The following is a 19,415-nucleotide window of genomic DNA, read 5'->3' on the forward strand; positions in this document are numbered from 1 at the left end:
ACTTCACTCGCAGGTCACAAGCGCCGCGCTTTCATCGGCTGATCCCCGGGGAATGGAGCACGACATGGCGCGCATGAAGTGGCAGGGCAGGGCGATGCTGGCAATGGCGCTGGCAGCGGCGGTTTCACCGGCACTGGCGTGTACGCGCGCGGTGTACCTGGGGGACAATGGTGATGTGATCACCGCCCGCTCCATGGACTGGAAGGTGGATGTGGCCACCAACCTGTACGTGCTGCCACGGGGCATTGAACGCAATGGCCAGGCCGGGCCGAAGTCGATTGCCTGGAAGGCGCGCTACGGCAGCGTGGTGGCGACCGGCTACGACGTGTCCACCACCGATGGCATGAACGAAAAGGGCTTGGTCGCCAACCTGCTGTGGCTGGTGGAATCGGAATACCCCAAGAGCCGCAGCAACAAGCCGGGCCTGGCCATTTCGCTGTGGGCGCAGTACGTGCTGGACAATTTCGCCACGGTGCAGGAGGCGGTGGCCGCGCTGGAACGCGAGCCGTATTCCATCGTGACCGACAAGGTGCCCGGCGAAGATCGCCAGGCCACGTTGCACCTGTCCCTGTCCGATGCCAGCGGTGACAGCGCCATCGTCGAGTACATCGGCGGACGCCAGGTGATCCACCACGACCGCCGCTACCAGGTGATGACCAACTCGCCCATCTTCGATGAGCAGCTGGCCCTGAACGCCTACTGGAAGCAGATCGGCGGCACCGTGATGCTGCCCGGTACCAACCGCTCGGCCGACCGCTTCGCGCGTGCTTCGTTCTACATCAATGCAATTCCGAAGGCGGAAGACCCGGTGGTGGCGCTGGCCAGTGTGTTCAGCGTGATCCGCAATGCATCGGTGCCCTACGGCATCACCACGCCGGGCGAGCCCAATATTTCGTCCACCCGCTGGCGCACGGTGGCCGACCACAAGCGGCGCCTGTATTTCTTCGAATCGGCGCTCACGCCCAATACATTCTGGGTGGACCTGAACAAGATCGACTTCGCCGGGCCGGTACTGAAACTGGACCTGGGCCCGGACCAGCGCAACACCTTTGCCGGTGATGCGCTGTCCCATTTCCAGCCCAGCAAGCCGTTCGCGTTCCTGGGCACCGACGGCTAGGGCGCGGCGGGGCCTTTGTTGTCGCTCGGGTAGACGGCCAGAATGTCGCAGCCCGGGCGTGCGAAGCGCGGGCCGTAGGAGCGGGCATCGTTCTCGATGCCCGACGGCTGCAGCACGATGCGATCGCGCGGGTTGCCGCAGATTAGCCCGTTCTGGAACCCGGACTGGAAATCGACCTCGGTGGCGCCGGCCAGGATCGAGCAGCTGCTGGCCAGTTCAACCGTGTAATAGCGGTGGCCCCCGTTGCGGCGCGGGTTGGTTTCCACCTCCACGCCTTCGGGGGTTTCGCTCCAGCCACGCACGTGGCGGGTGGCAAAGCAGACGGCCGATGAGGTCTGGAAGGTGTGTCGGCCGCGATCGTCGGTGCGGCGCGCCGTGCCTTTGGCTTCCACCGTAACCGTAGGCAGGGTATCGGCGAACTGGCGGCTGCTTTCACGCGCGGTGAGGGCGAAGGTACGGTTGTCGATGGGCGTGACCGTGCTCACCGCGCAACGGCGGCCATCGACTACCACCTGTTCGCCGGGTGTGCCGCAGGCCCAGCCCTGTGGCGCTTCCAGGCGCAGGGCTTCGGCCTGGTTCACACCGGGGCAGGCAGTGCTGAAGTCGATGCGGAAGGCGCGGTCGCGGCCATCGCGCACGGCGATGGACCCGGCGGTATCCTGTTCGACCTGCTGCACGCTGCGTGCATCCACGCAGTGCGGGGCGGGCGGCGTCCGCGCGTCCTGCGCGCGCAGGGAAGACAGCGGCTGGCTGGCCAGCAGCAGCGCCAGGGCGATCGGCAGCAGACGTTCCTTCATCGTGCGATCCCGGTGGGTGTGGATGGCGCCGACCATAGCACGGGCCCATGTCAGTATTGCCGCCGCCGGGCGGCACGCGCACACTGCGCCGATGGGCGCGATCTTCCACCTGCGGCACTACGGCCAGGCCACCGGGCTGGACCGGCACGACTACGCGCAGTGGGTGCTGCCGCTGCAGGGCGAACTGCAGTTCGAGATGGAAGGCCATGGCGGCCGGCTGGATCTGCTGCAGGGCGCCTTCGTGGCCGCCGGCGAGGCGCATGACCAGATGGCGCAGGGGCCGAACGGTTTCGTGATCGTCGATTGCGGCCCGGGCGTGCTGGACGATGCCACCCAGGAGCACCTGTGCCGGCAACGCTGGCTGCACCTGCCGCAGCGCCTGCGCCAGCGCCTGGCCCATGTGCAGGCGGGGCAGGCGGTGCCGGAACTGCTGCCGGACCTGCTGCACGCGTTCGCCCCGGCCGGCAGTGGCGCGCGGCTGCAGGGCCTGTGCGCGGCGGTGCAGCGCGAACCGGGCCAGCACTGGCCGGTGGCGCGCATGGCGGGGTTTGTCGGGGTGAGTGAAAGCCGCCTGCATGCGCTGTTCCTGGGTGAGTTCGGGGTCAGCCCGCAGGCCTGGTTGAGTGCCAACCGGTTGCGCTGGGCCAAGCACCAGCTGTTGACCAGTACCGCGCCGATCAGCCAGATCGCGCTGGCGGCCGGTTATTCGGAACAGAGCGCGCTGACCCGTGCCCTGCGCCGGGAAACCGGGATGACCCCGGCAGCGTGGCGGCGGGGTGAGGTGCCTTGATTCGGGCGGCGTTGGGCTGCAGCGAAACGCCGTGACTTAGGCGGCATGGCCTTGTGGCGGAACGACCGGACCCGGGCGGCGAATGGCCTTGAGGCGGAACGACCGGACACGGGCGGTGAATGGCTTTGGTAGCGTCGAGCTTGCTCGACGGCTCTTGCTGGAACGCCGTCGAGCAAGCTCGACGCTACGAAGAGCGGAGAGCAACAGCCGTCGAGCAAGCTCGACGCTACGAAGAGCGGAGAGCAACAGCCGTCGAGCAAGCTCGACGCTACGAAGAGCGGAGAGCAACAGCCGTCGAGCAAGCTCGACGCTACGAAAAGCGAGGGCAACCGCCGTTGGGCGCGGTAAGCGCCGTCGCGACGGGGTGGGGCAGTAGCCTCGGTCAAGACGCGCGCGACGGCGCCGCCTACACTGCGCGGCCTGTCCTTCCCCCGCCGATGTGTTCATGCGCAACAACCCGATGGCCCTGGGCATCGCCAATGGCGTTGCCGCCGGCGCGCTGTGGGGCGTGGTCTTCCTCGCCCCTGCCGTGCTGCGTTCGTTCAATGCGCTGCAGCTGTCGGCCGGCCGCTATCTGGTCTACGGCCTGATTGCGCTGGTGCTGCTGCTGCCGCGCTGGAAGCGGCTGGCACCGAAACTGGGCCGCGCCGAATGGCGGGGCCTGCTGTGGCTCAGCCTGGCCGGCAACCTGGTGTACTTCCTGCTGCTGGCCACCGCCGTGCAGTGGGCCGGTGGTGCGGCGGCCTCGCTCATCGTCGGGCTGATCCCCGTGGTGGTGACCCTGGTGGGTGTGCGCGAGCAGGGTGCGGTGCCGCTGAAGCAGTTGTTGCCGGCGCTGGGGCTGTGCGTGCTCGGGGTCATCCTGGTGGGCTGGGAGGCGCTGATGTCCGAACACCTGGCCACGCCGTGGCGGCAGCGGGTGCTGGGTCTGGTGTGCGCGTTTGGTGCGCTGTTCTCGTGGGCGGTGTATTCGGTGGGCAACAGCCGCTGGCTGGCGCGGCGGCCCGATCTTTCCAGCCATGACTGGTCCATGCTGACCGGCGTGACCACCGGCGGCCTGGCCCTGTTGCTGGTGCCGATGGCGTTCACCGGCCAGAGCGCGGCGCACAGCCCAGCGCAGTGGACGCTGTTCTGGAGCATCAGTGCCGGCGTGGCGGTGTTTGCCTCGCTGATCGGCAATGCTTTCTGGAACCGCGCCAGCCGTCTGCTGCCGCTCACCCTGACCGGGCAGATGATCGTGTTCGAAACACTGTTTGCGCTGCTATACGCGTTCGCCTGGCAATGGCGCTGGCCGACCCTGCTGGAGGCGCTGGCCATCGTCTGCCTGGTGGCCGGGGTGTTGTTGTGTGCGCACGCACACCGTGCGCCGCGCGCGATCGCCGAACATGCCGGGTGATTGCGCGCCGTGCGCGCCCTGATCGCCGCTTCGTCACAGATGCAACCAAATGGCGGCACGTTGGCAGATGATCGCCGCAGGAATATTTTGCGCTGCAACACTTGACAGCGCCCCGGCGCACGGTGTTTTCTGTGCGCCATGGTTCTCGATGCCGCCCTTGCCAGCCTGATCGCCCCCGCTACCGCGGGCCGCTCGACTGCGCCGGTCGCCATTACCACCACCACCGTCACCACTGCCCTGGTGCGGCCCGTCGTCTTCGTGTAACTCCCGAAAACCACGGCCCCGCACCATCCAGGTGGCGGGGAAACTCGACACCTGCATGCGACGGGGCCTCCCAATGAGGTCTGCATGTCCGCCAACGCCCCCGCCCATTCCGGTGCCCACCTCGATCTGGCCGCGCCTTCCACTGTCGTGCATAAATTCGGCGGCACGTCGGTGGCCGATGCCGAGCGCTATCGCCACGTAGCCGGTCTGCTGCTGGCCCGCCCCGAGGCACTGCAGGTCACCGTGGTGTCGGCCATGAAGGGCGTGACCGATGCGCTGATCGAACTGGCCCAGTTGGCCGCGCGCGGCGACGCGGGCTGGCGCGATGCCTGGCATGCGGTGCGTGCGCGGCACCGCGGCGCGGCCGTGGCGCTGCTGGGCGAGCAGGTGGGCGAGACGGTGGAATGGATCGACGCGCGCTTTGACCAGTTGGCCGAGGTGCTGGCCGCGCTGGCGGTGATCGGCGAACTGCCGCGCGAGGTGCTGGACCGCGTGCAGGGCCTGGGCGAAGTGTTTTCCGCACAGTTGCTGGGCAGCCACCTGCGGGCGCTGGGCGAGGACTGCGCGGTGCTGGACGCGCGCGACGTGCTGGTGGTCGGCCACGGCGAACTGGGCGTGGACGTGGACTGGGAGGCCAGCGCCGACCGGCTGGCCAACTGGCGCCTGCAGCACCCGCAGGCGCGGGTGGTGGCTACCGGTTTCGTGGCACGTGACGGCCAGGATCGCATCACCACGCTGGGCCGCAACGGCAGCGACTATTCCGGCGCGATCTTCGCCGCCTTGTTCAACGCCGATGAGCTGCATATCTGGACGGATGTGGACGGCGTGCTCTCGGCCGATCCGCGGCTGGTGCCCGAGGCGGTGCAGCTGGAAGCGCTGAGCTACGACGAAGCCTGCGAACTGGCTTACTTCGGCGCCAAGGTGGTGCACCCGCAGACGATGTCGCCGGCCATCCGCCTGGGCATGCCGATCATCATCCGCAACACCTTCCAGCCGCTGCATCCGGGCACGCGCATCAGTGCCGAGCGCTCGCCGCGTGGGCCGGTGAAGGGGTTGACGCTCAGCCCCGGCCTGGCCCTGTTGAACCTGGAAGGCACCGGCCTGATGGGCGTGCCGGGTACCGCCGAGCGCGTGTTCTCCGCACTGCGCCAGGCGCATGTGTCAGTGGTGATGATCTCGCAGGGGTCGTCGGAACATTCGATCTGCTGCGTGGTGCGCGGCGCCGAGGCGGCGCGTGGCCACGAGGCGCTGCTGCAGGCGTTTGCCCATGAACTGTCGGTGGGCCAGGTGCAGCGGGTGCAGGTGAGTGACGAAGTGAGCGTGCTGGCCGCGGTGGGTGACGGCATGGCCGGCCAGCCGGGCGTGGCCGCGCGCCTGTTCGAAGCGCTGGGTCGCGCCCAGGTGAACATCCTGGCCATCGCCCAGGGCTCGTCCGAGCGCAATATCTCGGTGGCCGTGTCCAGCGCCGATGCGCCGCGTGCGTTGCGCGCCGCGCATGCCGGGTTCTGGCTATCGCCGCAGACCTTCGCGGTGGGCGTGATCGGTCCGGGCAACGTGGGTGCGGCCTTGCTGGACCAGTTGTTGGCCGCGCGCCCGCAGCTGCTGGCCAAGGCCAATGTCGATCTGCGCGTGCGTGCACTGGCCTCGCGTTCGCGCATGCGCCTGGAAGCGGAGGTGCTGCATGCCGACTGGCGCGCCGCGCTGCAGGAAAACGGCCAGGCCAGTGATCTGGATGCCTTCACCGAACACCTGCTGGCCGCGCACCTGCCGCATGCGGTGGTGATCGACTGCAGCGGCAGTGCCGAGGTGGCCGAGCGCTATGCCGACTGGCTGGCTGCCGGCATCCACGTGGTCACCCCGAACAAACAGGCCGGGGCCGGGCCGCTGGCGCGCTACCAGTGCATCCGCGCGGCGGCCGCGGCCAGCGGCGCGCGCTTCCGCTATGAAGCCACGGTGGGCGCAGGCCTGCCGGTGATCACCACGCTGCGCGACCTGGTGGACACCGGCGATGAAGTGCTGGCCATCGAAGGCATCTTCTCGGGCACGCTGGCCTGGCTGTTCAACCGTTTCGATGGCAGCCAGCCGTTCTCGGAACTGGTGGCGCAGGCGCGTGCGATGGGCTACACCGAACCGGACCCGCGCGATGACCTGTCCGGCGTGGACGTGGCGCGCAAGCTGGTGATCCTGGCCCGCGAGGCCGGGCACGCACTCAGCCTGGAACAGGTGCAGGTGGAAAGCCTGGTGCCGGCGGCCCTGCGCGCGGGCAGCGTGGACGAATTCATGGCGCGGCTGGGCCACTCGGATGCAGAACTGCTGGCCCGCCTGCAGGCCGCGCGCGAGCGTGGCGCAGTGCTGCGCTATGTCGCGCGGCTGGGCGCCGATGGTGCGTCGGTGGGCCTGCAGGAGCTGCCGGCCGAGCACGCCTTTGCCAACCTGCGGCTGACCGACAACGTGGTGCAGTTCCGTACCCGCCGTTACTGCGACAACCCGCTGGTGGTGCAGGGCCCGGGCGCTGGCCCGGAAGTGACCGCCGCCGGTGTCTTCGCCGACCTGCTGCGAGTGGCTGCCGGTGAAGGAGCGCGGCTGTGATCGCACGTGCATTCGCGCCGGGCTCGGTGGCCAACGTGGCCGTGGGCTTCGACATCCTCGGCCACGCCATCGCCGGGGTGGGCGATACCGTAACCGTGCGCCGCATCGCCGACCCGCTGGTGCGCATCGATGCGATCCGCGGCAGCGAAGTTGCGTTGCCCTTGGACGCCGCCGGCAACACCGCCGGCGCCGCACTGATGTCGCTGCGTGAAGCGCTGGGCCTGGAGTTCGGCTTCGCCATCGAAATCGACAAGGGCATTCCGTTCGGCTCGGGCATGGGCGGTTCGGCGGCCTCGTGCGTGGCCGCTCTGGTGGCGGCCAACGCGTTGCTGGATTCGCCGCTGCCACGCGCAGCGCTGTACCCGCATGCGCTGGATGGCGAAGCGGTGGCCAGTGGCGGCCGCCACGGCGACAACGTGGGTCCGCTGCTGCTGGGCGGGCTGGCGCTGTGCACCGCCGACCGGCTGGTGCCGGTGCCGGTGCCGGCCAGTTGGCACAGCCTGCTGGTGCACCCGCAGGCCGTGCTGGAAACGCGGCGTGCGCGGCAGGCGCTGCAGGGCAGCTATGCCCTGGGCGAGTTCGTTGCGCAGAGTGCCAACCTGGCCCTGGTACTGAGCGGCTGCCATCGCAGTGATCCGGAGCTGGTGCGGGCCGGCCTGCGTGATGTGCTGGTGGAGCCGCGGCGCGCCGGCTTGATTGCCGGCTTCGATGCCGCCAAGGAGGCGGCACTGGCGGCGGGGGCGATGGGCGCGGGCATTTCCGGTGCCGGTCCCAGCGTGTTCGCCTGGTTCGACGATGCCGACCGCGCGCGGGCCGCGGCGGCGCCGGTGCGTGCCGCGTTTGCGGCCGCCGGCCTGGACAGCGAGGCCTGGGTCTCGCCGCTGGATGCCCCGGGAGCCCACCTGTGCTGAATCCTTCCCCCCTTCTGGAAACCGACGTGATGCAATTCGTATCGACCCGCGGCCAGTCACCGGCCGTTGGCCTGAGTGCGGCCATCGCCGCCGGGCTGGCTCCCGATGGCGGCCTGTACGTGCCCGAGCGCCTGCCGTCACCGCGCGTGCTGCAGGCCGGCGCGTCGCTGGCTGAGACCGCCACCGATCTGCTGGCACCGTTCTTCACTGGCGATGCACTGGCCGATGCGCTGCCGGCAATCTGCCAACAGGCCTTCGATTTCCCCGTGCCGCTGCGTGCGCTGGGCAACGGCGACCATGTGCTGGAGCTGTTCCATGGGCCCACGGCCGCGTTCAAGGACATCGGTGCACGCTTCCTGGCCGGTGCATTGTCGCGCCTGCAGGCCGGCAAGGACCGCGATCTGACCATCGTGGTGGCAACGTCAGGCGACACCGGTGCGGCCGTGGCCGCGGCCTTCCACCAGCAGCCGGGCGTGCGCGTGGTGGTGCTGTATCCCGACGGCCGCGTATCGCCGCGCCAGGCACATCAGCTGGGCTGCTTCGGTGACAACATCCAGGCGCTGCGCGTGGCCGGCTCGTTCGATGATTGCCAGGCCATGGCCAAGCAGGCGTTGGCCGACACCGCGCTGCAGGCGCAGGTGCCGCTCAGTTCGGCCAACAGCATCAGCCTGGGCCGTCTGTTGCCGCAGATGAGCTACTACGCGCATGCCGCGCTGGTGCACCACACGCAGAGCGGGCGCCGCCTGAACCTGGTGGTGCCGACCGGCAACCTGGGCAATGCGATGGCGGCGGTGCTGGCGCGCGCGTTGGGGGTGCCGATCGGGCAGATCGTGCTGGCCACCAATGCCAATGCAGTGCTGCCAGCCTACTTCAACGGCGGCGATTACCAGCCGCAGGCCAGCGTGGCTACTGTGGCCAATGCCATGGACGTCGGTGCCCCCAGCAATTTCGAGCGCCTGCGCTGGCTGTACAACGACGATGACGCCGAACTGCGCGCCGCGTTCCGTGCGTTCAGCGTGGACGATGTGACGATCCGCGCGACCATTGCCAGCGAACACGCCAGCCATGGCGAACTGTTCTGCCCGCATACGGCCACGGCAGTGAAGGTGCTGCGCGATCTGCGCGTGCGTGGTGCCAAGGGTGACTGGGCGGTGGTGGCCACGGCGCACCCGGCGAAGTTCGAGGCGGTGGTGGAGCCGTTGATCGGTGAAGCCGTGGCGGTGCCGCCGGCGCTGGATGCGCTGCTGCAGCGCCCGGCGCATGCCGAGCCGTTGCCAGCCGATTACAACACGTTGCGCGAGGTGTTGTTGCGTTGATCAAGCGCCGCCGGGCATGGCCCGGCGCTACCGAAGGTCGGCGAAGGGAGTAGCGCCGGGCCATGCCCGGCGGCCGCGGTTACAGCAGCCCGTCACCGGCCAGCGCACGCAGGCCGTCTTCGTCCTGGATCTCCACCACGTTCAGATGGGGCAGGGCGATCAGGCCCTGCTGGCGCAGCTTGGTGAAGGTGCGGCTGACCGTTTCCATGGTCAGGCCCAGATGATCGGCAATATCACCGCGGCCCATCGGCAGCTGCACGCGCAGGCCATCGCCGCCCAGGCGGGCCTCGCGCGCGGCCAGGCGCAGCAGGAAATCGGCCAGCTTCTCTGCCGGTTGCAGACGGGCCAGGGCCAGCGCCGCGTCCTGCGCGGCGTCCAGTTCCTGGCAGGCGCGCTGCAGCAGCTTGCGTTCCAGATGTGGGTAACGCCCGCGCAGGGCGCGCATCTGCGGCATCGCCACCCGGCACACGCGACTGTCCGCAATGGCTTCGATATCGTAGCGGTGGAGGTCGCTGCCGCTCAGGCCCAGGTAATCGCCGGGCAGCACGAAGCCGCTGATCTGGCGGCGGCCATCGGCCAGGGTGCGCACCAGGCGCAGCGCACCGGCGGTCAATGTATAGACATGCAGGCGTTCTTCACCGCTGCGGGCCAGCGTACTGCCCACGGCCACCTGCTGCGACACCGTAACCTGTTCCAGCGCCTGCACCTCGTCGGGCGACAGCGCCGAACACACCGCCAGATGCCGCACCGAGCAGTGCAGGCAGTCCAGCGTGGTGCAGGACGGTGCAGCGGAGGAGGGATCAGCGGGCAGGGCGCCGTCGGGCCGGGACATGGTGCAGGGGCAGATCGCGGGCGGGGGAGGGCCTTATGATACTTCATGCGGCCAGACGGCCCCTGATCGGCGCCTGAGCGATGCGGGGCGCTAGAATGTCGCCCCCTCCCACGTTCCCGTTCCTGCAGGAGTTCTGCCCCGTGATCAAGCCCCGTACCCCGCCCGGCACCCTTGAACTGCTGCCGCGCGAGCAGATTGCGTTCCAGCGCATGCTGGACGTCATCCGCCGCAACTACGAGCGCTTCGGGTTCCTGCCGGTGGAGACCCCGGTGTTCGAGCTGTCCGATGTGCTGCTGACCAAGTCCGGCGGCGAAACCGAGCGCCAGGTGTACTTCGTGCAGTCCACCGGTGCGCTGGCCAATGCGGCCGAATCGGGCGACCGTTCGCTGCCGGAAATGGCGCTGCGCTTCGACCTGACCGTGCCGCTGGCCCGCTACGTGGCCGAGCACGAACACGAACTGACCTTCCCGTTCCGTCGCTACCAGATGCAGCGCGTGTACCGCGGTGAACGTGCCCAGCGTGGCCGTTTCCGCGAGTTCTACCAGTGCGACATCGATGTGATCGGCAAGGACAGCCTGAGCGTGCGTTACGACGCCGAAGTGCTGGCGGTCATCCATGCGGTGTTCTCGGAACTGCGCATCGGCGATTTCAGCATCCAGTTGAACAACCGCAAGCTGATGCGCGGCTTCTTCGAAAGCCTGGGCGTGGCCGAGGGCGAACGCCAGCTGGCGGTGCTGCGCGAAGTGGACAAGCTGGACAAGCGCGGCGCCGATTACGTGCGCGACACGCTGGTGGGCGAGGGCTTCGGGATTCCGGCCGAACAGGTCGAGAAGATCCTGGCGTTCGTGGCCGTGCGTTCGCAGGGCCATGCCGATGCGCTGGCCCAGCTGGCGGCGCTGGAAACCAATGCCGCATCGTCGGACACCCTGCGCGCCGGCGTGGCCGAACTGCGCGAAGTGCTGCAACTGGTGCAGGCGCTGGGCGTGCCGGAAAGCGCGTACTGCCTGAACTTCTCCATCGCCCGTGGCCTGGATTACTACACCGGCACCGTGTACGAAACCACGCTGACCGACCACCCGCAGATCGGCTCGATCTGCTCGGGCGGCCGCTACGAAGACCTGGCCAGCCACTACAGCAAGTCCAAGCTGCCGGGCGTGGGCATTTCCATCGGCCTGTCGCGCCTGTTCTGGCAGCTGCGCGAAGCCGGCCTGATCGACGGCATCGAAGCCAGCAGCGTGCAGGCGCTGGTGGCACTGATGGACGAGCAGGGCATGGCGCAGTCGCTGGACATCGCCCGCCGCCTGCGCAGCGGTGGCATCAACACCGAAGTGCAGATGGAGCCGAAGAAGATCGGCAAGCAGTTCCAGTACGCGGCCAAGGCCGGCATCCGCTTCGTGGTGCTGGCGGGCGAGGACGAACTGGCGCGCGGCGTGGTGGCGGTGAAGGACCTGGTGCGCGAGCAGCAGTTCGAAGTCTCCCGCGACGAACTGGCCAGCACTCTGCAGGTCGAGCTGGAACAGTCGAAGGTGATGTAACGGCCGGTTGGCCGCACGCCGACACGCCACGAAACGCCCACCACCCGGTGGGCGTTTTTGTTTCCGGGCCGCGTTCCGGGGTCAGAGCCGTCTTCCTTCAGAAAACGGATCCGACCCCATGCCCTCCCAACAGCTCGCAGGAAACTGTCGAAGGCGGGGTGGACCCATCCCGCCAACCCCAGGAAACCAGCTTTTGCTGTTGCTTCAGTCGAGCATGGCTCGACTCTACAGCGGGTGCAGGGCGCAGCCCTGCCCACAACCCCCCCCCAGATTTGACGCACTGCGCAAGAATGCGTTAATGTACTAACGCGCTATTACATTGATGCACGAGATCGACCCCGTGAAAGCCCGCCCCGACATTGCCGCCAAAGACCCGCAGGCCGACCTGGGCGCGCTGGCCCAAGCCTTTGCCGCCCTGCGCGCCCCGGAAGAGGTGGCAGCCTTCCTGCGTGACCTGTGCACCCCCGCCGAACTGGAAGCCATGGCCGACCGCTGGAAGGTCGTGCCGCTGCTGCAGCAGGGCGTGCCCTACCGCGAGATCCACGAACGCACCGGGGTCAGCGTGACCACCACCGGACGCGTCGCGCGCACGCTCGAGCATGGCCATCGAGGCTATGCCGCCGCCATCGACCGCCTTGCTTCGCGCTGATCCGCGCCCCGTTCCGAACTTCGAGACCTCCCCCATGAGCGCAACCCAGGCAGCGCCGGCACGTGACCGGCTGCGCATCGCCATCCAGAAAAGCGGCCGTCTGGCCGAACCCGCCCGCAACCTGCTCAGCGCCTGCGGCCTGAGCTGGCGCGAGAGCCGCGACAAGCTGTTCTGCTACGGCGAATCGCTGCCGGTGGACCTGCTGCTGGTGCGCGACGACGACATTCCCGGCCTGATTGCCGACGGCGTGTGCGACCTGGGCATCGTCGGCCGCAACGAGCTGGACGAACAGGCCGCCGCGCGCCGCCAGATCGGCCTGCCCGACGCCTATCAGGCCCTGCGCGGGCTGGGCTTCGGCCAGTGCCGGCTGATGCTGGCCGTGCCCGAAGAGTGGCAGTGGAGCGGTCCGGCGCAGCTGGCCGGCACCCGCATCGCCACCAGCTACCCGGCCATCCTCAAGCAGTGGCTGGGCGAGCAGGGCGTGGATGCGCAGGTGGTGGAACTGTCCGGGTCGGTGGAAATCGCCCCGCGCCTGGGCACCGCCGACCTGATCTGCGACCTGGTCTCCAGTGGCGCCACCCTGCGCGCCAACCAGCTCACGCCCGTGCACAACCTGCTGGACAGCGAGGCCGTGCTGGCCGGGGCCGTGCGCGTGCCCGACGATGCCCGCGCCGGCCTGCGCAGCATGCTGCTGCGCCGCCTGGATGGCGTGGTGCAGAAGCAGGACCGCAAGCTGTTGATGTTCCGCGCCAGCGAAGACCGGGTGGACGCACTGGCCCAGCTGCTGGCCGATGCCGAGCCGCTGGTGCGTTTGCCTGCCGATGGGGGCGCATTGCGCCTGCAGACCATGTGCCCGGGTCCGCTGACCTGGCAGCGCATGGAAGAACTGGAGCGCGCCGGCGCCCAGGGCCTGATGGTGTTGAGCGTGGAGCGGTCGCTGGCATGAATCGTCTGATCTGGTCGCAACTTGATGAAACCGCACGCAGCGAGGCGCTGACCCGCCCGGTGCAGACCGTGGCCCAGCAGACCCGCGATGCGGTGGCTGCGTTGATCGCGCAGGTGCGCACCGAAGGTGACGCCGGCCTGCGTGCCATCACCGCCCGTTTCGACGGCGTTGAATTGCCGTCGTTCGAAGTATCCGAGGACGAATTCGCCGCCGCTGAAGCGGCCGTGCCGGCGGCGCTGCGCCAGGCCATGGTCGAGGCCGCCGAGCGCATCGGCCGCTTCCACCAAGCCGGCATGGGCCAGGGCTATGCGGTGGAAACCGCGCCGGGCGTGGTCTGCGAACGCATGCTGCGGCCGATCGGCCGGGTAGGGCTGTACGTGCCGGCCGGCAGTGCGCCGCTGCCTTCCACCGCGCTGATGCTGGGCGTGCCGGCGCAACTGGCCGGCTGCCCGCAGGTGGTGCTGTGCACGCCGCCGCGCGCCGACGGCAGTGCCGATCCGGCCGTGTTGGTGGCCGCGCGGCTGACCGGCGTGCAGCGCGTGTTCAAGCTGGGCGGGGCCCAGGCCATCGCTGCGATGGCCTATGGCACGGCCAGCATTCCGGCCTGCGACAAGCTGTTCGGGCCGGGCAACAGTTTCGTGACCGAGGCCAAGCAGCAGGTGGCGCAGGACGGCGCGGCCGCCATCGACATGCCGGCCGGCCCGTCGGAAGTGCTGGTGATCGCCGATGCCGGTGCCAATCCGGCGTTCGTGGCGGCGGACCTGCTGTCGCAGGCCGAGCACGGCCCCGATTCGCAGGTGCTGCTGCTGACCGACGATGCGGCGATGCTGGCGGCCGTTGAAGCCGAAGTGGAGCGTCAGGTGGCATTGCTGCCGCGGCAGCAGATCGCGCGGCAGGCCCTGTCGGCGTCGCGCCTGATCCAGGTCGAGGCGCTGGACGAAGCCTTCGCCATCAGCAACCGCTACGCACCCGAGCACCTGATCCTGGCGCTGCGTGAACCGCGTGACTGGCTGCCGCAGGTGCAGGCCGCCGGTTCGGTATTCCTGGGCGACTACACACCCGAAGCGCTGGGCGATTACTGCAGTGGCACCAACCACGTGTTGCCCACCGCCGGTGCCGCGCGTGCCTACAGCGGCGTCAGCGTGGCCAGTTTCCAGAACCTGATCAGCGTGCAGAGTGCCAGCGCGGCCGGGCTGGCGGCGATTGGTGGCTGCGCGCGCATCATCGCCAGTGCCGAAGGCCTGGACGCGCACGAACGTGCCGTGGCCGTGCGCATGGAGGCCGCCGCATGAGCGCTGCCATCGATGACGTACTGGCGCTGGTGCGCCCGGACCTGCAGGCGTTCGCGGGCTACAGCTCGGCGCGCAGCGCGGCGGTGCAGGGCGATGTCTGGCTGAACGCCAACGAGTCGGCCTGGGCCAATCCTGCCGATACCGCCGGCAGCAGCCGCCGCTATCCCGAACCGCAACCGCTTGCATTGCGCGAGGGTCTGGCCGCGCTGTACGGCGTGCAGCCGCAGCAGCTGCTGATCGGCCGTGGCAGCGACGAGGCGATCGATCTGCTTGTGCGCGCGCTGTGCGTGCCCGGTCGCGACGGTGTACTGGTTACCTCGCCGGTATTTGGCATGTACGCGGTGTGCGCGCGCCTGCAGGGCGCCGCGCTGATCGACGTGCCGCTGGTGGATTCGGCCGAGGGTCTGCACGCCGATCTGGATGCTGTCATCAGCGCCGCGCAGCAGCAGGGCGCCAAGCTGCTGTTCCTGTGCGCACCGTCCAACCCGGCCGGCAGCGATATCAGCCTGGCCGGGATCGAACGTGTGGCCACGGCGTTGCGTGGGCAGGCCCTGGTGGTGGTGGACGAGGCCTACGTGGAATTCGCACAGCGCCCGTCAGCCACCACGCTGCTGGCCGCGCACGCCAACGTGGCGGTGCTGCGCACGCTGTCCAAGGCGCATGCTCTGGCCGCGGCCCGTATCGGCACGCTGATTGCCGCGCCGGAATTGATTGCCGTGCTGCGCCGTTGCCAGGCCCCGTATCCGGTGCCGACGCCGTGCGCGGAACTGGCCGTGCAGGCGCTGCAGCCGGCGGCGCTGGCGCGCACCGCCGAACGCGTGGCCACCGTCATTGCCGAACGTGAACGCCTGTTTGCGGCATTGCCGGGCCTGCCCGGCGTGCGCCGCGTGTACCCCTCGTCCGGCAATTACCTGCTGGTGCGCTTTGGCGATGCGCAGGCCGCATTCGACGCCCTGCTGGCGGCCGGCGTGGTGGTGCGTGACCAGCGCGCCGCGCCGCAGCTGGGCGATGCACTGCGCATCAGCATTGGCACGCGCGAAGAGAACGACCGCGTGCTCGCGGCCCTGTCGGCTCGGAGGGCCGCTGCATGATCCCCATTCTGTTCATCGATCGCGACGGCACCCTCATCGAGGAGCCGGCCGACTTCCAGATCGACGCCTACGAGAAGCTGCGCTTCGTGCCGCAGGTTATTCCGGCGCTGCTGAAGCTGCGCGATGCCGGCTACCAGTTCGTCATCGTCACCAACCAGGATGGCCTGGGCAGCGAGGCATACCCGCGCACCAGCTTCGATGGCCCCAACGACCTGATGCTGCAGATCTTCGCAAGCCAGGGCATCGTGTTCCGTGACGTGCTGATCGACTGCAGCTGGCCGCAGGACAATGCGCCCACGCGCAAGCCGGCCATCGGCCTGATGACCGCCTACCTGCAGGACCGCAGCATCGACTGGGCGCGTTCGGCCATGGTGGGTGATCGCATCACCGACGTGCAGTTCGCCGAGAACCTCAACATCCGCGGTTTCCAGCTGCGTACCGAGCAGTTCGGCGGCGAGTGGGACTGGCCCGGCATCGCCCACGCGCTGGCCGATGCGCCGCGTACCGCCGTGGTGCAGCGCAACACCAAGGAAACGAAGGTCCGCGTTGAACTGGACCTGGACCGGGCCGGGGACGCGCACATCGCCACCGGCCTGCCGTTCTTCGACCACATGCTGGAACAGATCGGCAAGCACGGCGGTTTCGCCTTGGACATCCGGGCCGAGGGTGACCTGCACATCGACGAGCACCACACCATCGAGGACACCGGCCTGGCGCTGGGCCAGGCGCTGCGCGAAGCACTGGGCGACAAGCGCGGCATCGGCCGCTATGGCTTCACCCTGCCGATGGACGAGACCCTGGCCAGTGCCGCGCTGGATTTCAGCGGCCGGCCGTACTTCGTGTTCGAAGGTGAGTTCAAGCGCGAGCGCGTGGGTGACATGCCCACCGAGCTGGTACCGCACTTCTTCCGTTCGCTGTGCGATGCCAGCGGTTTGAACCTGAACCTGCAGGTGCGCGGTGACAACGACCACCACAAGGTCGAGGCCTGCTTCAAGGCGTTGGCCCGTGCGCTGCGCCCGGCGCTGGCCCGCCAGGGCACGGCGTTGCCCAGCACCAAGGGGGCGCTGTGAGCGAAGTTGCGCTGATCGATGCCGGCGGTGCCAACCTGGGCTCGGTGCGCTACGCACTGGAACGCCTGGGCGCGCGGGTGCGGCTGGTGCGTGATGCCGAAGGCCTGGCCGGTGCGCAGCGGGTGATCCTGCCCGGCGTGGGCGCGGCCGCACCGGGCATGCAGCGCCTGCACGCGCAGGGCCTGGTGGAACCGCTGCGGCGCCTGGAGGTGCCGTTGATGGGCATCTGCCTGGGCATGCAGCTGCTGTTTGATCGTTCCGAAGAAGCAGGCGTGGACACCCTGGGCCTGATTCCCGGTGTGGTGCGCAAGCTGGTGCCAGCGTGTGGGATCCGCGTGCCGCACATGGGCTGGAACCGGCTGCTGCCGCTGCGCGAATCGACCCTGCTGCAGGGCGTGCCCGAGCGTGCCAGCGCATACTTCGTGCACAGCTATGCGGCACCGCTGAACACCCACACCGTGGCCGCCTGCGATCACGGCGGCCTGTTCACCGCCGTGGTGGAGCAGGGCCGCTACTTCGGCGCCCAGTTCCACCCCGAGCGTTCCGGCGAGACCGGATCGCAGATGTTGCGCAATTTCCTTGAGGGCACCGCTGCATGAGCTTCACCGTCTACCCCGCGCTGGATATCCGTGATGGCCGCGTGGTGCGGCTGCGCCAGGGCGACTATGCGCAGGAAACCCATTACGGCGACGATCCGCTGCCGCGCGCGCAGGCCTTTGCCGCGCAGGGCGCGCAGTGGATGCACCTGGTCGATCTGGATGCGGCGCGAGCGGGCGGTTACACCTTGGCACCCCTGCTGGCGGCGATCCGCGCGCAGACCTCGCTGCAGGTGCAGACCGGCGGCGGCGTGCGCGGCCGCGACGACGTGGCGCGCATCCTCGATGCCGGCGCTGGCCGCGTGGTGGTCGGTTCGCTGGCCGTGCGCGAACCGGACACCGTGATCGCCTGGCTGGCCGAGTTCGGTCCGCAGCGCCTGACCATCGCCCTGGACGCGCGCCAGGATGCGCAGGGCCAGTGGCAGCTGCCGGTGCATGGCTGGACCGAAAACGCCGGGGTCACCCTGGATGCGTTGGCGCAGCGTTATGCGCAGGCGGGCATGGCCCACCTGCTGTGCACCGACATTGCCCGTGATGGCATGCTGGCCGGCCCGAACATCAGCCTGTACGCGCATCTTGCGGCGCTGTTGCCGGGCGTGGCCGTGCAGGCGTCCGGTGGCATCCGCAGCGTGGCCGACGTGGCCGAGGCACGCGCGGCCGGCTGTGGTGGCGCGATCCTGGGCAAGGCCCTGCTGGAGCAGCGCATGGACCTGGGCGAGGCACTGGCATGTTGAGCCGCCGCATCATTCCCTGCCTGGACGTGCGCGATGGCCGCGTGGTCAAGGGCGTGCGCTTCCGCGACCACGTGGACATGGGCGATATCGCCGAACTGGCCCAGCGCTACCGCGACCAGGGTGCCGACGAACTGGTGTTCTATGACATCGGTGCCAGCCCGGAAGCACGTTCGGTGGACGTGGGCTGGATCGAGCGCATCGCGCGCCTGATCGACATTCCGTTCTGCGTGGCCGGTGGCATCGACAGCGTGGAAACCGCACGCCGTGTGCTGTTTGCCGGTGCCGACAAGATCTCGATCAACTCGCCGGCGCTGGGCCGCCCCGAGCTGATCACCGAACTGGCCGACGAATTCGGCGTGCAGTGCGTGGTGGTCGGCGTGGATTCGGTGCGCGAGGCCGATGGCGAGTGGCGCGTGCGCCGCTTCACCGGTGACCCCAGCAAGACCCAGGCGGTGCCGTTGCGCACCCTGGACTGGATCGTGGACGCACAGCGCCGCGGTGCCGGTGAAATCGTGCTGAACTGCATGGACAGCGACGGTGTGCGCCGTGGCTACGACGTGGCGCAGCTGCGCCAGGCGCGTGCGGTGTGCAACGTGCCGCTGATTGCCTCCGGTGGTGCCGGTGCGATGGAGCACTTCGCCCAGGCCTTCGACCAGGCCGACGTGGACGGTGCACTGGCCGCCAGCGTGTTCCACAGCGGCGCCATTGCCATTGCAGATTTGAAGCGCTACCTGCGCGAGCAACAGATCGAGGTTCGAGATGTCTATTGAAGTACGCCCCTCGCCGCAGGCGCTGGAAACCCTGGACTGGGCCAAGGGCGATGGCCTGCTGCCGGCGGTGGTGCAGGACGCCGATACGCTGCAGGTGCTGATGCTGGGCTATGTGAATGCCGAATCGCTGCATATCACCCAGGTGACCGGCCACATGACCTTCTACAGCCGCAGCAAGCAGCGCCTGTGGACCAAGGGCGAGCAGTCCGGCCATGTGCTGGCGGTGCAGTCGATCAGCGTCGATTGTGATGCCGACACCGTGCTGGTGCTGGCGCGGCCGGCCGGCCCGACCTGCCACACCGGCGCGGAGAGCTGCTTCGACGGCGCACCCAAGGACTTCCTGGGCGGGCTGGGCCAGCTGGTGGCCGTGCGCGATGCGCAGCGACCGCCGGGCAGCTACACCACTTCGCTGTTCGAGGGCGGCATCCGCCGCATTGCGCAGAAGGTGGGCGAGGAGGGCGTGGAAACCGCGCTGGCGGCCGTGGCTCAGGACGATGAGGCATTGCTGGGCGAGGCCGCCGACCTGCTGTACCACCTGCTGGTGCTGCTGCGCGCGCGCGGCTTGTCGCTGGATGATGCGCGGGCGGTGCTGGAACAGCGCCACCGGTGATCCGCACCCACCCGTAGAGTCGAGCTTGCTCGACTGTTGTGGCCAATGCAGTCGAGCATGGCTCGACTCTACAAGGGCGACAGATAGTGGTGTGCGGACCAACGGTCCGC

General features: G+C 69.0%; 18 protein-coding genes. 16 read left to right on the forward strand and 2 right to left on the reverse strand.

Annotated elements, in window-relative coordinates; all coding sequences use genetic code 11:
* The first annotated feature begins 64 nt into the window (after positions 1–64).
* Complete coding sequence (locus C1932_RS08805; protein ID WP_108757708.1) at positions 65–1,117, forward strand: linear amide C-N hydrolase; 1,053 nt, start codon at positions 65–67, stop codon at positions 1,115–1,117.
* Here C1932_RS08805 and C1932_RS08810 read toward each other — a convergent pair.
* Complete coding sequence (locus tag C1932_RS08810) at positions 1,114–1,914, reverse strand: DUF6491 family protein (protein WP_108763401.1); 801 nt, start codon at positions 1,912–1,914, stop codon at positions 1,114–1,116. The genes C1932_RS08805 and C1932_RS08810 overlap by 4 nt on opposite strands.
* Positions 1,915–2,005: 91 nt before the next feature.
* On the opposite strand from C1932_RS08810, the gene C1932_RS08815 reads away from it, so the two are divergent.
* The 5 genes from C1932_RS08815 (at position 2,006) to thrC (ending at position 9,180) form a co-directional block, all read left to right on the forward strand.
* Positions 2,006–2,704, forward strand: coding sequence for an AraC family transcriptional regulator (locus tag C1932_RS08815; RefSeq protein ID WP_108752937.1), 699 nt, complete (start codon positions 2,006–2,008; stop codon positions 2,702–2,704).
* A 445-nt stretch (positions 2,705–3,149) separates the two neighbouring features.
* A complete protein-coding gene (locus C1932_RS08820; RefSeq protein WP_108754788.1) occupies positions 3,150–4,100 on the forward strand; it encodes a DMT family transporter in 951 nt (316 codons plus the stop codon).
* Between the two features lie 348 nt (positions 4,101–4,448).
* A complete protein-coding gene (gene thrA, locus C1932_RS08825; RefSeq protein WP_108761867.1) occupies positions 4,449–6,953 on the forward strand; it encodes a bifunctional aspartate kinase/homoserine dehydrogenase I in 2,505 nt (834 codons plus the stop codon).
* The gene (locus C1932_RS08830; protein ID WP_108761868.1) at positions 6,950–7,864 is read left to right on the forward strand and encodes a homoserine kinase; all 915 of its coding nucleotides are present in this window, start codon (positions 6,950–6,952) and stop codon (positions 7,862–7,864) included. Before thrA ends, C1932_RS08830 begins: the two co-directional genes overlap by 4 nt.
* 29 nt (positions 7,865–7,893) lie before the next feature.
* Complete coding sequence (gene thrC / locus C1932_RS08835; protein ID WP_108763402.1) at positions 7,894–9,180, forward strand: threonine synthase; 1,287 nt, start codon at positions 7,894–7,896, stop codon at positions 9,178–9,180.
* Between the two features lie 79 nt (positions 9,181–9,259).
* Here thrC and C1932_RS08840 read toward each other — a convergent pair whose 3' ends face one another.
* On the reverse strand, positions 9,260–10,012 hold the full coding sequence (locus C1932_RS08840; protein WP_108761869.1) for a helix-turn-helix domain-containing protein: 753 nt from the start codon (positions 10,010–10,012) through the stop codon (positions 9,260–9,262).
* A gap of 140 nt (positions 10,013–10,152) precedes the next feature.
* Between C1932_RS08840 and hisS the strand changes: the two genes are divergently transcribed.
* From hisS to hisIE, 10 genes are all read left to right on the forward strand, one after another.
* Positions 10,153–11,547 carry a histidine--tRNA ligase gene (hisS, locus tag C1932_RS08845; protein ID WP_108761870.1) on the forward strand — a complete coding sequence of 465 codons (1,395 nt, stop codon included), beginning with the start codon at positions 10,153–10,155 and terminating at the stop codon, positions 11,545–11,547.
* A 340-nt stretch (positions 11,548–11,887) separates the two neighbouring features.
* Positions 11,888–12,196 (forward strand): YerC/YecD family TrpR-related protein, encoded by a 309-nt coding sequence (locus C1932_RS08850; RefSeq protein ID WP_108763403.1) that lies wholly within the window; start codon positions 11,888–11,890, stop codon positions 12,194–12,196.
* Between the two features lie 34 nt (positions 12,197–12,230).
* Positions 12,231–13,142, forward strand: a complete 912-nt coding sequence (gene hisG / locus C1932_RS08855) for an ATP phosphoribosyltransferase (RefSeq protein ID WP_108752942.1) — start codon at positions 12,231–12,233, stop codon at positions 13,140–13,142.
* Positions 13,139–14,434 (forward strand): histidinol dehydrogenase, encoded by a 1,296-nt coding sequence (gene hisD, locus C1932_RS08860; protein ID WP_108761871.1) that lies wholly within the window; start codon positions 13,139–13,141, stop codon positions 14,432–14,434. Before hisG ends, hisD begins: the two co-directional genes overlap by 4 nt.
* Positions 14,431–15,525 (forward strand): histidinol-phosphate transaminase, encoded by a 1,095-nt coding sequence (gene hisC / locus C1932_RS08865; protein ID WP_108761872.1) that lies wholly within the window; start codon positions 14,431–14,433, stop codon positions 15,523–15,525. The genes hisD and hisC overlap by 4 nt, the downstream gene beginning before the upstream one ends.
* Complete coding sequence (gene hisB, locus C1932_RS08870) at positions 15,522–16,595, forward strand: bifunctional histidinol-phosphatase/imidazoleglycerol-phosphate dehydratase HisB (protein ID WP_108761873.1); 1,074 nt, start codon at positions 15,522–15,524, stop codon at positions 16,593–16,595. Before hisC ends, hisB begins: the two co-directional genes overlap by 4 nt.
* Positions 16,592–17,194 (forward strand): imidazole glycerol phosphate synthase subunit HisH, encoded by a 603-nt coding sequence (gene hisH, locus C1932_RS08875; protein WP_108749463.1) that lies wholly within the window; start codon positions 16,592–16,594, stop codon positions 17,192–17,194. Before hisB ends, hisH begins: the two co-directional genes overlap by 4 nt.
* Positions 17,191–17,925 (forward strand): 1-(5-phosphoribosyl)-5-[(5-phosphoribosylamino)methylideneamino]imidazole-4-carboxamide isomerase, encoded by a 735-nt coding sequence (gene hisA, locus C1932_RS08880; protein WP_108761874.1) that lies wholly within the window; start codon positions 17,191–17,193, stop codon positions 17,923–17,925. Before hisH ends, hisA begins: the two co-directional genes overlap by 4 nt.
* On the forward strand, positions 17,919–18,695 hold the full coding sequence (gene hisF / locus C1932_RS08885; RefSeq protein ID WP_108752948.1) for an imidazole glycerol phosphate synthase subunit HisF: 777 nt from the start codon (positions 17,919–17,921) through the stop codon (positions 18,693–18,695). Before hisA ends, hisF begins: the two co-directional genes overlap by 7 nt.
* Positions 18,685–19,305: a bifunctional phosphoribosyl-AMP cyclohydrolase/phosphoribosyl-ATP diphosphatase HisIE gene (gene hisIE / locus C1932_RS08890; protein WP_108761875.1), complete on the forward strand. Its 621-nt coding sequence runs from the start codon at positions 18,685–18,687 to the stop codon at positions 19,303–19,305. Before hisF ends, hisIE begins: the two co-directional genes overlap by 11 nt.
* Positions 19,306–19,415 lie beyond the last annotated feature (110 nt).

This window comes from Stenotrophomonas sp. YAU14D1_LEIMI4_1, from assembly GCF_003086815.1.
Classification (GTDB): Bacteria; Pseudomonadota; Gammaproteobacteria; order Xanthomonadales; family Xanthomonadaceae; genus Stenotrophomonas.

Bases quoted from the DNA above. Each gene is read 5' to 3' on its own strand.
- hisD (WP_108761871.1), top strand. From the start codon at position 13,139: ATGAATCGTCTGATCTGGTCGCAACTTGATGAAACCGCACGCAGCGAG.
- hisIE (WP_108761875.1), top strand. From the start codon at position 18,685: ATGTCTATTGAAGTACGCCCCTCGCCGCAGGCGCTGGAAACCCTGGAC.
- thrC (WP_108763402.1), top strand. From the start codon at position 7,894: ATGCAATTCGTATCGACCCGCGGCCAGTCACCGGCCGTTGGCCTGAGT.
- C1932_RS08820 (WP_108754788.1), top strand. From the start codon at position 3,150: ATGCGCAACAACCCGATGGCCCTGGGCATCGCCAATGGCGTTGCCGCC.
- hisF (WP_108752948.1), top strand. From the start codon at position 17,919: ATGTTGAGCCGCCGCATCATTCCCTGCCTGGACGTGCGCGATGGCCGC.
- C1932_RS08810 (WP_108763401.1), bottom strand. From the start codon at position 1,914: ATGAAGGAACGTCTGCTGCCGATCGCCCTGGCGCTGCTGCTGGCCAGC.
- hisA (WP_108761874.1), top strand. From the start codon at position 17,191: ATGAGCTTCACCGTCTACCCCGCGCTGGATATCCGTGATGGCCGCGTG.
- hisB (WP_108761873.1), top strand. From the start codon at position 15,522: ATGATCCCCATTCTGTTCATCGATCGCGACGGCACCCTCATCGAGGAG.
- hisG (WP_108752942.1), top strand. From the start codon at position 12,231: ATGAGCGCAACCCAGGCAGCGCCGGCACGTGACCGGCTGCGCATCGCC.
- C1932_RS08840 (WP_108761869.1), bottom strand. From the start codon at position 10,012: ATGTCCCGGCCCGACGGCGCCCTGCCCGCTGATCCCTCCTCCGCTGCA.
- C1932_RS08805 (WP_108757708.1), top strand. From the start codon at position 65: ATGGCGCGCATGAAGTGGCAGGGCAGGGCGATGCTGGCAATGGCGCTG.
- hisC (WP_108761872.1), top strand. From the start codon at position 14,431: ATGAGCGCTGCCATCGATGACGTACTGGCGCTGGTGCGCCCGGACCTG.
- thrA (WP_108761867.1), top strand. From the start codon at position 4,449: ATGTCCGCCAACGCCCCCGCCCATTCCGGTGCCCACCTCGATCTGGCC.
- C1932_RS08815 (WP_108752937.1), top strand. From the start codon at position 2,006: ATGGGCGCGATCTTCCACCTGCGGCACTACGGCCAGGCCACCGGGCTG.